The organism is Arthrobacter sp. SlRoot2-15 (assembly GCF_059739345.1).
On sequence record NZ_AP046058.1, the window covers coordinates 1,995,485 to 2,009,777 of the forward strand.

At 68.3% G+C, this 14,293-nt stretch carries 14 protein-coding genes; 8 read left to right on the forward strand and 6 right to left on the reverse strand.

The features are described from left to right. Positions 1 to 582: 582 nt before the first annotated feature. The 4 genes from AC6I9V_RS09120 to AC6I9V_RS09135 form a co-directional block, all read right to left on the reverse strand. Positions 583 to 1,539, reverse strand: a complete 957-nt coding sequence (locus AC6I9V_RS09120) for an L-lactate dehydrogenase (RefSeq protein WP_497899168.1) — start codon at positions 1,537 to 1,539, stop codon at positions 583 to 585. A 21-nt stretch (positions 1,540 to 1,560) separates the two neighbouring features. Beyond that, positions 1,561 to 2,304, reverse strand: coding sequence for a glucose 1-dehydrogenase (locus AC6I9V_RS09125; RefSeq protein WP_497899169.1), 744 nt, complete (start codon positions 2,302 to 2,304; stop codon positions 1,561 to 1,563). Positions 2,305 to 2,469: 165 nt separating this feature from the next. Then, on the reverse strand, positions 2,470 to 3,087 hold the full coding sequence (locus AC6I9V_RS09130) for a uracil-DNA glycosylase family protein (protein ID WP_497899170.1): 618 nt from the start codon (positions 3,085 to 3,087) through the stop codon (positions 2,470 to 2,472). A gap of 323 nt (positions 3,088 to 3,410) precedes the next feature. Then, positions 3,411 to 4,805, reverse strand: coding sequence for an HNH endonuclease (locus AC6I9V_RS09135; protein WP_497899171.1), 1,395 nt, complete (start codon positions 4,803 to 4,805; stop codon positions 3,411 to 3,413). A 93-nt stretch (positions 4,806 to 4,898) separates the two neighbouring features. Between AC6I9V_RS09135 and AC6I9V_RS09140 the strand changes: the two genes are divergently transcribed. Further along, positions 4,899 to 5,423, forward strand: coding sequence for a hypothetical protein (locus AC6I9V_RS09140; RefSeq protein ID WP_497899172.1), 525 nt, complete (start codon positions 4,899 to 4,901; stop codon positions 5,421 to 5,423). 30 nt (positions 5,424 to 5,453) lie between these two features. Here the strand turns inward: AC6I9V_RS09140 and AC6I9V_RS09145 are convergent, their stop codons facing one another. Beyond that, positions 5,454 to 6,977 carry an amidohydrolase gene (locus tag AC6I9V_RS09145; RefSeq protein WP_497899173.1) on the reverse strand — a complete coding sequence of 508 codons (1,524 nt, stop codon included), beginning with the start codon at positions 6,975 to 6,977 and terminating at the stop codon, positions 5,454 to 5,456. A gap of 354 nt (positions 6,978 to 7,331) precedes the next feature. Here AC6I9V_RS09145 and AC6I9V_RS09150 point away from each other — a divergent pair, with 354 nt between their 5' ends. The 7 genes from AC6I9V_RS09150 (at position 7,332) to AC6I9V_RS09180 (ending at position 13,567) form a co-directional block, all read left to right on the forward strand. Beyond that, on the forward strand, positions 7,332 to 7,712 hold the full coding sequence (locus AC6I9V_RS09150; protein WP_497899174.1) for a hypothetical protein: 381 nt from the start codon (positions 7,332 to 7,334) through the stop codon (positions 7,710 to 7,712). Beyond that, a complete protein-coding gene (locus AC6I9V_RS09155; protein ID WP_497899175.1) occupies positions 7,709 to 8,764 on the forward strand; it encodes a zinc-dependent alcohol dehydrogenase family protein in 1,056 nt (351 codons plus the stop codon). The genes AC6I9V_RS09150 and AC6I9V_RS09155 overlap by 4 nt, the downstream gene beginning before the upstream one ends. Further along, complete coding sequence (locus AC6I9V_RS09160; RefSeq protein WP_497899176.1) at positions 8,761 to 9,210, forward strand: flavodoxin family protein; 450 nt, start codon at positions 8,761 to 8,763, stop codon at positions 9,208 to 9,210. Before AC6I9V_RS09155 ends, AC6I9V_RS09160 begins: the two co-directional genes overlap by 4 nt. Next, positions 9,207 to 10,883 carry a DUF4389 domain-containing protein gene (locus tag AC6I9V_RS09165; RefSeq protein ID WP_497899177.1) on the forward strand — a complete coding sequence of 559 codons (1,677 nt, stop codon included), beginning with the start codon at positions 9,207 to 9,209 and terminating at the stop codon, positions 10,881 to 10,883. The genes AC6I9V_RS09160 and AC6I9V_RS09165 overlap by 4 nt, the downstream gene beginning before the upstream one ends. 95 nt (positions 10,884 to 10,978) lie before the next feature. Continuing rightward, complete coding sequence (locus AC6I9V_RS09170; RefSeq protein ID WP_497899178.1) at positions 10,979 to 11,758, forward strand: SDR family NAD(P)-dependent oxidoreductase; 780 nt, start codon at positions 10,979 to 10,981, stop codon at positions 11,756 to 11,758. Between the two features lie 177 nt (positions 11,759 to 11,935). Next, positions 11,936 to 12,598, forward strand: a complete 663-nt coding sequence (locus AC6I9V_RS09175; protein ID WP_349412833.1) for an SGNH/GDSL hydrolase family protein — start codon at positions 11,936 to 11,938, stop codon at positions 12,596 to 12,598. An 87-nt stretch (positions 12,599 to 12,685) separates the two neighbouring features. Beyond that, on the forward strand, positions 12,686 to 13,567 hold the full coding sequence (locus tag AC6I9V_RS09180) for a cytochrome c oxidase assembly protein (RefSeq protein ID WP_497899179.1): 882 nt from the start codon (positions 12,686 to 12,688) through the stop codon (positions 13,565 to 13,567). Here the strand turns inward: AC6I9V_RS09180 and AC6I9V_RS09185 are convergent. After that, positions 13,564 to 14,223 (reverse strand): GntR family transcriptional regulator, encoded by a 660-nt coding sequence (locus AC6I9V_RS09185; protein ID WP_497899180.1) that lies wholly within the window; start codon positions 14,221 to 14,223, stop codon positions 13,564 to 13,566. The genes AC6I9V_RS09180 and AC6I9V_RS09185 overlap by 4 nt on opposite strands. Positions 14,224 to 14,293 lie beyond the last annotated feature (70 nt).

Here is a 14,293-nt window from a genome sequence, read left to right on the forward strand (position 1 = left end):
ACAGCTCGTTCGGCGTTGGCGTCGCCGGATGGTGGGAGCAAGCGGAGGCCGGCTCGGCTGAAGGCGCGGTGCGCGGCTGGACCGCCAGCAGTGTGGTCCCGGGTGCCGGCGCGTGCAGGGATGCCCCCGACGGTGCGGGGGTGCACGAGACGTGCGCGGAGCTCTGGCCGCCGCAGACTCCGCCGCAACCGCACGACGGCGGGGCGGGAGTTTCGTGGCGGGGCGACGTACCGGGGTGGGTTGATGCGGAGTGCCCGGCGGCTGAGTGCCCGGAGCCGGAGTGCTCGGCTTCCGCGTGCCCGGATGCTGAGGGGCCGGACGCTGCCGCCAGCGCCACTTCCCCGGACGGCGCTCCGGCCGCGGACGCGTGCGCGGCGTGGGACGCCGAAAATACATGCATGCCCAGAAGGCCCGCGAGCACGGCCAGGACTGCGGCAAGCAGGGCGGCCCGGACGAGCCCGGCGGCGTGATGCCGGGTGCGTGCTGCGACCATGACCTACCTCCGTCCGGGCTGTTGTTCCGCAGTTCAGGCTACCGCTGTTCAACGCCGGGCCCGGGGATTGTGTTCCCCGCCCGGGTGGGTCAGATCCCGAGGGAGGCCAGGCTCTGCCGGAGGGTCTCGGCCGAGTGGTGCAGCGAGGCCAGTTCGCCCTCGTCCATCGGGGTCTCCAGCACCGCCCGCACGCCGCCGTGGCCAACGATGCTCGGCAGGGACAGGGCCACTCCGTCGATTCCGTACTGGCCGGCCAGCACGGTGGAGACAGGCAGCACGGCGTTCTCGGCGCGCAGCAGCGCCTCCACGATCCGGGCGCCGGAGAGCCCGATCGCGTAATTCGTCGCGCCCTTGCCGGCGATCACCTTGTAGGCGGCCTGGGTGACCTCGCGGGCGGTCTCGGCCAGGTAGCCGGGCGTGAAGATGCGGTCGCCGTCGACCTTCCAGTCCCGGATCGGCACCGGGCCGATCGTCGCGCCGGACCAGACTGGGAACTCGGTGTCGCCGTGCTCGCCCACCATGCTGGCGTGGACGCTGCTCACCGACACCCCCGCGCGGTGGGCCAGCAGCCAGCGCAGCCGCGAGGTGTCCAGCACGGTGCCGGAGGAGAATATCCGCGACGTCGGCAGCCCGGTGATCTTCTGCGCGGCGACGGTCAGTACATCGCAGGGGTTGGTGACCAGCACGTAGACCGCGTCCGGGGCGTGTTCGAGCAGCTGCGGCATGAGTTGTTCGAGGATGCGGACGTTGGTGCCGGCCAGGTCCAGCCGGGTCTGGCCGGGAGACTGTTTGGCCCCGGCGGTAATGACCACGACGTCGGCGCCGTCCGTGACGCTGATGTCCGCACCGCCGTTGACGGTGGCCGCGGCTGCGGTGAACTGGGTGCCGTGGGCCAGGTCCAGGACCTCGGCTTCGGCCTTGGCCGCGTTGACGTCGTAGAGGGCGACGTGGCTGGCCGAACCGCGGATCAGGGCGGCGTAGGCCAGCGAGGTGCCGACGCTGCCGGCGCCGACGACGGCGAGTTTGGAACCGGAATGTACGGACATGGGCGTCTCCATCGTGCGCGGTCAGCCGGCCGCGGTTCCGACGGTTCCGGCCGTTTCGCCGCCGTCGATGACGAATTCGGCGCCGGTAACAAAGGAGGACTCGCCGCCGGCCAGGTACACGGCGAGGTCGGCGATCTCCGTGGGCTGGCCGATCCGGTGCAGCGGGACGTGGCCGGTATCGAAGATCATGCCATCGGTCATGGGGGTCTGGATGACGCCGGGGTGCACGGAGTTGACCCGGATCCCGTCCCGTCCCAGGTCCAGCGCCGCGGCTTTGGTCAGGCCCCGCACGCCGAACTTCGAGGCGGTGTACCCGGCGAGACTTTCGTAGCCGCGCAGGCCCGCGATGGAGGAGACATTGATAATGGAGGACGCGCCGGCCTTGGCCAGTGCCGGGGCTGCGGCCTTGATGCCGTTGAAGACGCCGGTGAGGTTCACGTCGATGATCCGCGCCCACTGATCGTGCGGGTACTCGTCGATCCGGCCGAAGTTCACGATGCCGGCGTTGTTCACCAGGACGCTCAGGCCGCCGAATGCTGTGACCGCCTCGTTGACGGCGGCGTCCCAGTCCGCCGGCTTCGTCACGTCCAGGTGCACGTAACGGACGCCGTCGCCGAGTTCCGCCAGCAGCCGGGCGCCGTCGTCGTCCAGGACGTCGCCGACGACGGCCCTTGCCCCCTCAGCCAGGAAGCGCCGGGCGATGGCCGCGCCGATGCCGCGGGCGCCGCCGCTGATGAGGGCGACCTTGCCGTCCAACCGTCCCATGCTGGTCCCTTCCGAGCCGCAGCCGTCAGCGCTCCAGGAGTCCGCGACGGACCGGCCGACATCCGGCCAGCCCTCCCAGCATGGCCACGGAAAGCGGGGTTGGGCAGGGCCGTTGGGCCTACGGGCGACGGCGGCAGAAGGGTGCGGGCCGCCGTCGTGGGTTCGTTAGAGGTGCTGGATCCCGGCCCGCTGCATGGCGTCCTGGTAGACGGCGACGTTTTTGGCCAGGAGTTCCTCCTGCTTTGCCGGGGAGACGGCGAAGGCGCGGCCGCCGAGGGCGGTGGCCTTGTAGATCTTCACGCCGCGGTTCTTCAGCGAGGAGTGGTAGGTCTTCTCGAAGAGCGTCAGGAAGGCGTGGGCGTCGGCTCCGTGGGCGATGATCGCGGAGGTGCGCTTGTTGATCTTCATGAACTGGCGGAAGGGACGCAGTCCGTCGGTCTTCTCCTGCACGTTCAAGGCCGAGGCAAGTTCCGGGTCGCGGACCCACGGGTAGGCGTTCCACGGCATCACGTAGCGCGGGTCGAGCTCGACGGCCTCGTAGATGGAGGTGGCGCGGCGGGCGGCCTCGTCCTCGTTGAAGTGGGAGACGAACCCTGACTCGCAGCCCTTGCCGGGCGCGATATGGAGGCTGACGATCCGGCACTCGTCCTCGTCATGGACGGGATCGATGTAGGGGACCACGGATCCCGGCTTCTTCTCCATCAGTTCGTCGCAAAGTTGGGTCACAGCCGCGATGTTCGGTTCCTGCAGCAGGGTCTTCTTTTCGTCCCAGTCAATCGTCACGATTTCTCCCTCAGCACTCGGCGTCCAGAATCAGGCGTCTTGTTCCACTCTACGCTTCTGTTTCCGGGCGTGTTCCCGGCCGTCGCGGAAGAGGCGCCGGACCCCTAGTCACCGCTCCGGCGACGGGCGTACGCTTAAAGCGCCTGCAGGTAACCACTTGATTAAGCCGGGCTGATCAGGACATGAAAATGTCCGGGCCGTCTCATAGCGAGATCGCGAAGGTACCTGCAGGTCCTGTGTTTAAGGCTGGGTGCGCCGGAGTTTAGGCTTGCGAGTCGCGGGATACAGTTTCGCCTCTACAGCAACACTGGCGCTCCCGCACCTCAGCATCTCAGCGTCTTGACGAGGTGCCGGATTTTGCGGCGCTGGCGGGGTGCCGCCAGCAATGCCGTTCCCGGCAGCGGCGGGGCGGTGGAGTCGTACCTGTGGCCCGTCGGCGTCGTGAGTTGGAGAGTGTGGCGGGGTCCGGGCAGGGGCTGGGTGCTCCAGCCGGGGGTTTCTTTGGTGTGGTTGCAGGCTTCGCAGAGTCCCGCACTGTTGCCGAGACTGGTGGTGCCGCCTTCGTGCCAGGGGACGATGTGGTCCAGGTGGCGGATGGGGGCGTCGCAGTACGGGGTGCGGCAGGTGTGGTCGCGGGCCTGGATGAAGCGGCGCAGTCCGGGCGGGAAGAGCCGGGCGCGGGAGTCCATGGCGACGAGGTCGCCGGTGGCGGGGGCGGTGTAGAGCCTGCGGAGCCAGACCCGCATCGTCTCCTCCTGGTCCGGGCCGGCCAGGGCCCGGGCCCACCCGGCGGGGACGATGCCGTAGCCCGGGAGCCGGGCGGGTTCGCTGTCGCCCTGGAACAGGGTGCGGTCGGTCATAACGAGCTGTATTTCGATGCCGCTGATCCCGCCGGGAGTGCCGGTGGTGCGTTCGACGAGTGCGTCGGCCATCAGTTGGCCGCGTGAGCGGTTACCCCCGGCGGAGTGGGCGGTGTCCGCGGCCCGGGTCAGGGCGGCGTGCACGGCGACCCCTGCCGCGACGGGGAGCAGGGCGGTGAGGTAGCACATGGTGTCCGGGGCCGGGCGGAGACTGACGTGGCGTTCGGCCTCAGCATGCGCGGCACGCTGGGTGACGGACCGCGGGTCCAGACGGTAGACGGCGGACCGCGCCGCGGCGATGATCGCCCGGTCCCCGGCGCCATCGAAAGCTCCGGTGTCGGCCGCCAGTTCCTCGTCCACGGCGGTCCGGTCGGCCGCGGACAGGCACGCGGTCTCCCGTACCAGGAGGGTGGCGCGCCATTCACTGAGCTGGCCGGCTTCAAGGGCGGCGAGCGTGTGCGGCATTTCGGTGACCAGGGCCTTGGCCAGGCCGAGGAGCCGGCCGCCCTTGGCCGGTGATTCCCGACGTGCGAGGGCGAGCTGCGCCCCAACCCCGGCGCCGAGCTGGTCGGAGGGCAAACCGGCGTCGGCTTGTGCGCGGCGCTGGAGCAAATCGAACGCGACGGCTACACGGGCCTGGCGGGCGGCCAGGGCAGACTTCCGGTCTTCCAGCGCCCGGATCTCAGCGATCATCATGGCGGCGTCGCTGTCGGCGTTCGGCGCGACGCCGGACAGGACTGCTGCATCCGCGCGCAGCGCCGCGGCCGCGCCAGCCGTTGCTGGCGTCACCTCGCAACTGCAGGCGCAGGTGCACCCCTCTGCTGCCGGAGCCTCCGCGGACCACTGCTTGCCGTCCATAGAAACACGCTATCGGTCACCTGTGACAGTAAAAGCGGGTCCGGAATCCGCCCATCCGTAAGCTTTAGGTAAGCGCCTCAAACCAAGGAATTCATGCCGACCAACAGACAGTCACTAAAACAGGACGGCTTCACCGGATTCCGGCCGATCGGGGAGCTGGACATCCACCGGATCCCACAGAAACCCGGCATCTTCGCGGTGCTCCGGCCGGATGCCAGCGCACCCGGCACCGCCGGCCCCCAGTTCCTCGCCAGAAGCACGGCAGGCGTCTTCAAAAAGAAGGACCCCACCCTGAAACCGGATGCGCTGGCCGCCAAATGGATCGACGGCGCCGACGTCCTCTATGTGGGCAAGGCCGGCCCGGGGAGCAAGGGCAACCGGGGGCTGCGCCGGCAGATCCAGGAGTTCGTCGACCTCGGCCGGGGCAAGCCGCCGGGCCACTGGGACGGGCGGCTCATCTGGCAGCTCGCCGCCGCCAACAAGCTGGTCATCGCGTGGAAAGAGCTGCCCGTGGAGCAGCTCGCAGCGGCCGAGGCCGGGTACCACGCCGCGTTCGTCGAGGAATACGGCAGGCTGCCGTTCGCCAACCTGGTCCAGGCACGGGTCAAGGGGGCCTAGCCGTGAAGGGCGTCCGACCAAACGAGCCGGCTACACCCCGCCCCGGTACGTAAGCCGCCCCGCCGCCAGCGTCGCGGCCACCGGCATCGCGGCGAACTCGGCGTCGGAGGCGGCCAGCGGGTCGGCGTCGAGGACAACGACGTCGGCCGGGTCGCCGACGCTGATCCGGCTCCGTCCGCGCGAGGAGGCAGCCAGCGCCTCCTGCCGGGTGAGGGCCTGCTCCGGATGCCAGGGTTCCCGGCCGTCCTGCCGGGCGCGGGTGGTGGCGGCGGACATCGCCGTCCACGGTTCCAGCGGCGCCACCGGCGCGTCGGAGCCCAGCGCCAGCGTCGCCCCGGCGTCGAGCAGGGACCGCAGCGGGAACGCCCGTTCCGTCCTCCCGGCCCAGTTGGAATCCGCCGCATCCCGGTCATCGAGCGCGTGGGCCGGCTGCACGCTGGCGGTGATGCCCAGTTCGCCGAACCGCGCAAAATCCTGCCCCCGGACAAACTGGGCATGCTCAATCCGGCCGCGGATCCCGGCCGCCTCGAAGGCATTCAGCGCCACCTCGTTGGCGCCGTCGCCGATCGCGTGCACCGCCGGGACGAACCCGGCCGCGCGGGCCTTGACCAGCAGGCCCAGCAGTTCCGGCTCGCTGACCGTGAGCAGGCCGCGGCCGCCGTGCGGGTACGGGTCCACGCAGTAGGCCGTGCGCGTGTTCAGGGACCCGTCGATCAGCACCTTCAGGGGCCCCACCCGCAGCAGATGCCCGCCACCCGGAACCGGCTGCCCGGTCCGCATGCCCTCGCCAATGGCCCGGTCCAGATCCTGCGGATAGACGCCGGCATCCACCCTCAAGGAATCAAAGCCCGCGGCGATCCGCCGGAGCCAGGTGTCCCGGTTCCAGACCATCTCGAAGTCGACAATGCCCACAATTCCGCGGGCCGCGGCCGCCCTCCCGGCGTCGCGAACCATGGCGTCCACCGCCGCGTCGGGCAGGCGCCCCAGCTCCCGGGTCAGTTCAAAGGCCGGATCCTCGCGGAGCAGCCCGTCAGCGCCCACCGATACCCCGTAGCGGGCGGCCGCCGCACTGTTGAGCCACACACAGTGCAGATCATGGCTGATCAGCGCCGTCGGGACGCCTGCCGTCGCGCCGTCGAGCAGTTCAAGGCTGGGCGCGTCCGCCCACACGGCGTCCCGGAAGCCGACCCCCACCAGGGGACGGCCGCCGTCCGCCTCGCCGCCGGAGTCCCCCGGGGTGGAACTTCCCAGACGGGAACGCACGACGGCGGCCGCCTCACGCGCCGACGTCGCGCCGGACAGGTCGATCCGGCCGGCTGCCAACGCCCACTGGGTCATGTGGACATGCTCATCCCACAGCCCGGGAATGACGCAGCGCCCGTCCAGGTCCACCACCGGTGACCCGGCCGGAAACTCTGTCACCGACCCCGATGGCACAATCTGCGCAACCCTGCCGTCTGTAATGAAAATGTCACAAAGCGTTTTTTCGCCCGGCTGACGGGCCGCAGCGAGAACAAGACCTGACGGGGCGGCGTGGGAGGCGGGTTTCGGCATAGGGACAAGGCTAGGGGCGCGTCCGGGCGGCAGCAATCCGCACCACACTGGCCACTGCTTCCACACCGATCCCAGCTCGGCCGCGCGGTACGGCCCGCAAGGGACTTTCGCCCCCTTGCCCGCGGCGGGCGGTGCGGTCATTCTGGAGTTGGGGCGGTTCCTGCACGGCATTTGGGGGATGAACCGCTCAAAGCGAAGTATCGGTCTCGCTAGTACCTGGGGTGAGGAAATGGCAATTGCACTTTCCAGCTTGGGCAGGAAAGGCAGGAGACCGGCCATGATACGTACCGAATTCCCAACAGAATTGAATCATCCAACAGCAGCGGTCCTCGGCGCCCGGGGCGCTGATGCCCTGTGAGCCCGCTGCGCCACCTCAACCACGCCAGCCGGGCCCGCGCCTACCACGCGCACCCCTCCCACGGTGATCCGCGGATCAAGGTCGTCATCCGGATCGACACCACGGAGGAATCCGCGCGGGTGGAGGTGCGCGGCGTCGTCACAACCGCCAACATCCGCGCCCTTTACGTCGTCTGCCGGCGCGTGACGTCCAAACTCGCCGGCTACGAGCTCGTCGTGGACCTGGCCCATGCGCGGGTCACCGCCGCCGCTTTCGAGGAACTCCGTGAGCACGCCCGCCAGTCCATCGTCTCCTCCGGCATCGACACCTCGGTCACCCCGTGCCGCCTGCGGATCGTCGATCCGCCGGTCATCCTCCGAACCAAGGAGCTTGCGTGAAAGCACTCGTGTACGGCGGCCCGGGACAGAAATCCTGGACGGACGTCCCTGATCCGACGATCCAGCATCCGTCGGACGTGATCGTCAAGGTGGACACCACCACCATCTGCGGCACGGACCTGCACATCCTCAAGGGCGACGTGCCCGCCGTGACCAAGGGCCGGATCCTCGGGCACGAGGGCGTCGGCACCATCACCGAGACCGGGTCCTCCGTGACCGGACTCAAGGTGGGAGACCGGGTCATCATTTCCTGCATCAAGTCCTGCGGACACTGCGCCAACTGCAAAACCGGCCTCTACTCGCACTGCATGGGCGAGGAGGGGCAAGCCGGAATCGGCTGGGTCTTCGGCCACCTGATCGACGGCACGCAGGCTGAATACGTCCGCGTCCCGTACGCCGAAAACTCGCTGCACCTGCTGCCGGCGGGCGTGAGCGATGAACAGGCCGTGATGCTCTCCGACATCCTGCCCACGGGGTTCGAAATCGGCGTGCAGTACGGCCGGGTCAAGCCCGGGGACACCGTGGCGGTGATCGGTGCGGGCCCGGTCGGGCTTGCCGCCATCGCCACCGCGGGCCTCTACGGAGCGGCCTCCATCATCGCCGTCGACCTTGACGCGAACCGGCTGGAAAAGTCCCGCGAGTTCGGCGCCACCGACGTTGTGCTCTCCGGCGACGCCGACTGGAAGGACCAGGTCCTGGCCCTCACCGACGGGCAGGGGGTGGATGTGGCCATCGAGGCTGTCGGCATCCCGGCCACCTTCACCATGTGCACGGACATCGTCCGGCCCGGCGGCAACGTGGCCAACGTGGGGGTGCACGGCAAGCCCGTGGAACTGCACGTGGAAAACCTCTGGATCCAGAACATCAACATCAGCATGGGCCTGGTCAATGCCAACACCACCCCGATGCTGCTGAAACTCGTGGCCCAGAAGAAGGTGCCGGCGGAGAAGTTCGCCACCCACCATTTCACCTTCGACCAGTTCCTGGACGCCTATGACACCTTTGCCCGCGCCGCTGAAACGAAAGCCTTGAAAGTGGTGATCACGGCATGAAGGCGCACGTCGTCTACGACTCGGCGTTCGGCAACACCAAGTCCGTGGCGGAGGCCGTCGCCGGCTCGCTCGGCGACCTCGACGCCACCCCCGTACCCGTCAGCGACTTCCGTCCCGACGACCTGGCCGCGGGGGACCTGCTGGTCCTCGGCAGCCCCATCAACGGCTGGCGTCCGACGCCGAAAATCACCGAACTGCTCTCGACCCTTGGCGACGGCCACCTCAAAGGCGTCAAGGCGGCCGCTTTCGACACCCGCGTGCGGATGTTCATCCACGGCGACGCGGCGAAGAAGATGGCGCATGCGCTGCGGGACAGCGGCGCCGACATCATCTCCGAGCCCATGCCGTTCTACGTTCAGGGCAGCGAGGGGCCGTTGCGTCCCGGCGAAATCGAGAAGGCAGCACGATGGGGCAAGTCACTGCGGGAGGCGTTGGATCGGCCATGAAACCGGGCCGGATTGTCATGCTGGTGCTCGGCACGCTTGCCGCGTTGCTGGGCCTGGGGCTCCTGGCCGGGGCCGGTTTCACCGGCTGGGCCAACTATCAACAGCGCGACGGCGGCTACTTCACCACCCCGTCGGAACGGTACTCGGCGGACTCCTACGCCCTGACCTCGCCGCGGCTGGACATCATGACCGACGCCAGGCCCGGCATCGACCCGGCCGTGATCCCCGGAAGCGTGATGCTCCGCGGTTCCACGGCGGACTCGGCGAAGCAGATCTTCATTGGCATCGCGCCACAGGCGGATGCGGCACGGTACCTGACCGACGTCAGGCACTCGGAGCTCACCGAGGTCCGCTTCTCGCCCTTCCGGGCCGAATACCGGGACGTAGCCGGCACCAAACCGCCCGCCCGGCCCGCCGACCAGACGTTCTGGACGGCCTCTGCCACCGGCGCCGGCAGCCAGGAACTCAAGTGGGACGTGCGGCCCGGGAACTGGGCCGTGGTGATCATGAATGCGGACGCGATCAGCCCGGTCTCCGTCGATCTCCTCGGCGGCGCGCGCTCGGACCTGCTCTGGCCGGTGTTCCTCGGGCTGCTGATCGGCGGCATTGTGCTGCTCGCAGTCGGCGTCCCGCTGATTGTGGCCGGGGCGGCCGGGCTGGGCCGCGGGCATCCGCCGCAGGGGCCGGGACAAGGGCCGCAGCCCGGGATTGCCTACGCGAATTCGGCGGCGCAGCCCTACGGCGGCGGCCAGCCGCCGGCGGGCAGCTACGTCTACCCGGCGCGCCTCAGCGGCTATCTTGACCCGAACCTTTCCCGCTGGCTGTGGCTGGTCAAGTGGTTCCTGGCCATTCCGCACTACATTGTGCTGTTCTTCCTGTGGTTCGCCTTCGTTATCACCACGATTGTGGCCGGGTTCGCGATCCTCTTCACCGGCCGCTACCCGCGCTCGCTGTTCAACTTCAATGTGGGGGTGATCCGCTGGAACTGGAGGGTCGCCTTCTATTCCTACTCGGCGATCGGCACGGACCAGTATCCGCCATTCACCCTCGCCCGCACCGGGTATCCCGCGGACTTCGACGTCGACTATCCCGAGAAGCTCTCCCACGGCCTGGTGCTGGTGAAGTCCTGGCTGCTGGCGATCCCGCACCTGCTGATCGTCGGAGTGCTGACGGGGACCATGCGCGGCTGGGGCGGCCGCGAAGGTTACTGGGACGACGGACGGTGGATCCAGCAGAACGCCGGCATCTCGCTGATCGGGCTCCTGGTGCTCATCGCCGGCGTTATCCTGCTATTCACCGGCCAGTATTGGCGGGGCCTGTTTGACTTGCTGATGGGCCTGAACCGCTGGATCTACCGGGTCATCACCTACGTGGCCCTGATGCGCGACGAGTACCCGCCGTTCCATCTGGACATGGGCCCCACCGACCCCGGTGACCTGCAGCCGCTGGCGCCCGCCGTGCCCCCGGCCGCCCCCGCGTACGGACAAGCAGCCCCCGCGTATGGACAAACGGGCCCTGCCGGGGGCCCGCCAGCCCCTGCGTCGGGCCCGCCGCAGCCGGGCCAGACGTCCCAGCCGCCGGGTTTTTACGGCATCGGCGGTCCTCCCGCGTCAGTTCCGCCGGAGGTCCGTGAAGGCCGGGGCGGCCCGGAGAGTCCCCCGCCACGCCCCTGACCCGGCCAGGATGCCCTCCCCGTCCTCTTGCCACCGGGCCCCGGCGAGAACATAGTTGAGGGAATTCACCACTCCGGGGCGGGAGGCAGGGACAGATGCTGACTAACCAGGTGCCGGCCGGCGGCCTGCTGCAAGGCAAAACCGCACTGATCTACGGCGCCGGCGGGGCGATCGGGGGAGCGGTGTCGCGGTCCTTCGCCGCCGAGGGAGCCACCGTCTATCTCGCCGGCCGCACCGAGTCCCGGCTGGAGAAAGTCGCCCGGGACATCAGGGACGACGGCGGACGGGCGGAAACCGCCGTCGTCGATGCGTTGGACGAGGAGCAGGTGGACGCCTTCGTGGATGCCGCGGCCAAGAAGTCCAAACGGATCGATATTTCGTTTAATGCCATTTCCTTCGGCGACATCCAGCAGCCGCTGATGGAAATCGACGTCAACGACTTCACCCAGCCGATCACCCTGGCCACGCGTACCCACTTCCTCACCACCCGGGCCGCCGCCGGCCACATGCTCAAGCAGAAGTCCGGTGTGGTGCTGATGTTCGGCGGGTCCGGCCCGCAGACCGTGGCCGGCCTCGGCGGGTTCAAGGTGGCCCTGGATGCGATGGAGGGGCTGAGGCGGCAGTGGGCGCTGGAGCTGGGAAGGTACGGCGTTCGGGTGGTCACCATGGTGAGCGGCGGCATCATCGAGACCATTCCTTGGCAGGTGGAGGGCCGGGAGGAGATCGTGGTGGAGATCGCCAAGGCCGCGCATTTGAACCGCACAGCCACCCTGGCGGACGTCGGCAACGTGGCCAGCTTCATCGCCTCGGACAAGGCCGGCGCCATCACGGACGCCACCATCAACCTCTCCAGCGGCGCCATCGTGGACTACTGACCGGGATTCTCGCAGCCTCCGGCAATACCCACGAAACATTCAACAAGGGACAATGATTGCAAGGCGGCACCGCATGGGGCGCCTGCGAATTTCAGTCGGGAGGCGGGAGCCATGGTGATCAGCCAACTGCCGCATACACGATACAGGCGACACAGTTGGCCGGTTGCGGCGGGCGTGGTGGCCTGCCTGGCAGCTGCGGCACTGGCCTGCTCGGCGCAGCCGGTGGTCACGGCTGCCCCGGCGGTCCGGGTGGTGGTTGTTGGCGATTCGCTGAGCACCGGGCATGGGACCTCGCCCCGCTACGCGTGGCCGGCCCTGATCCGGACGGACCCCCGCCTCGCCGGATTCCAGGTGGTCAATGCCGCAGAGAACGGCAGCGGCTACGTCAGGCCCGGCGACACCGACGGTACCTTCGGCAGCCAGGTGGACCATTTCGTAACCCGGGACACCGGCGTCGTGGTGTTCTTCGGCTCCGAGAACGACCTTGACTACGACCCGGCGGTCGTCGGCGCTGCGGCCTTTGCGGCCATCACCCACGCCGAAGCCGTGGCCCCCGCTGCGAAGATCATCGTGGTGGGGCCGCCGTCGTACTCGACCGACGCGGACCAAGGGCTCCTGGAGATCCGCGGGCAGCTCAAGTCCGCGGCTCAGGGGGCGGGCGCCGAATTTGTCGATCCGATTGCGGAGGGCTGGATCAGTGACGACGTCGAGGACCTGATCGGACCCGACGGCGACCACCCCACCGTCGCCGGGCAACGATACCTTCTGGAGCACATCGCCGCCGTCATCGAGCAGGCGGCGCAGCAACCCGTTGCGGAGCCAGGACGCGCTTCGGAGTGAGCGACGGCGGGGTAAGCGCCGGCGGGGGAAGCGCCCCCGGGGTCGCTTTCCGGGCAAACTCCTAGGAAGCTCAGCTACCCTCGGCCCGTGCCACCTTTCGATGTCGTGATAAGTTCCTGGCAGATTGACTGGACCGCCGCGGCGGTCATTGTGTCCTTAGGAGTGCTGTACGGTGTCGCACTTGCAGCTGCGGCGAACAAGGGCCGGAACTGGCCGCTGTGGCGGACCGGGGCGTTCTACGTCCTGGGTCTGGGCTCCCTCACAGTGCTTACATGCGGATTCCCGGGTGTGTACAGTGCCGAGCTCCGCTGGGCCTTCACCTTGAAAATCACGCTGATGCTGTTCGTCGTGCCGCTCCTGATCGGGTTGGGGAAACCCATCTCCCTGGCCCGCTCGGCACTCAGCGGCGAGGGGATAGTCCGGCTGGACGCGGTGCTGTCAAACCGGCTGCTCCGGTTCGTGAGCAACTCGCTGGCGGCGCCGTTGCTGGGGCTCGCCCTGTTCTCAACCTTTCTGACTCCGGCCTTCTACACGCTGCGCACGAACCCAGTGGCCGAGGCGCTCCTGACTGTCGGCATTCCGTTGCTTGGCCTGCTGATGGCGCTTCCCATCATCGAAGAAGCGGACTTCCATCGCTCCAGCGCTTTTATCACCCTGGAGTTTGTCTTCGTCTTCATTGAGTTGCTTATCGATGCGGTGCCCGGAATCCTGTTGCGCCTGAACGGACAGGTGCTCGATCACGTTGCAACGCGACAGGCGGGGCCAGCCTGGTTTCCGGATGCCCTGCGCGACCAGCAACTCGCGGGGGACGTCTTATGGTTCATCTGTGAAATCGTGGACCTGCCGCTCATCATCCTGATGTTCATGCGGTTCTCCCGGACCGACAAACGCGAGGCGCGGGGCTTCGACCAACTGACCGACAGCCAACTCGACGAACTGAACGCCGAGCACCTGAGACGCGGCCGCTAGGCCACCAGGTTGGACGCAGCGCCCTCCATGTGCTCGAGAATCGTTGTGCGGGCGAGGGCGGCGTCGCCGGTTTCGATCGCGGCGATGATGTCGTGGTGCCGGTCTACGCTCATGTTCTTGACGGCCCGATCCACCCCGGCATACATGATCGACATGCGGATGGATCCCTCCAGTGATTCCCAGGAGTGCAGCAGCGTCTCATTGCCGGTGAGACGGCACAGGGTTCGGTGGAACTCGAGATCGGATTCAATCCGTTCCTCCAGGGTGCCCTCGGCGGCCGCGGCCATGGCGTCGATGGCTGAACGCAGGGACACAATCACGGCCGCCCGGTCCGGGAGTTCACACAGCGCCCGGACCGCCAGAGACTCGAGTGCCGCCCGAACGGCGAAGATGTCCCGGATTTCCTTGGCGTCCAGATGCCGTACGGACAGTCGGCCGCGCGCTCCGGCCGAGAGCAGCCCTTCCTGCTCCAGCTGACGCAGGGCTTCACGGAGTGTTCCACGGCTGATCTGGAGCATCTCGGAAAGCTCGGTCTCCACCAGATGGCGGCCGGGTTCGAGTTCACCGCTTGTGATGGCCGTGCGCAGGGCGGACAGCGCCTGTTCGCGGAGGCTTTTCTTCTCCAGTCCCAGAAGCGGGGCGGTTAGTCCGGCCATGGTACGTCCTCACTGTCAGTGGTCAACTGTTTACAGTTGGCTTGTTAACAGTTGATGGTACGGCACGCCG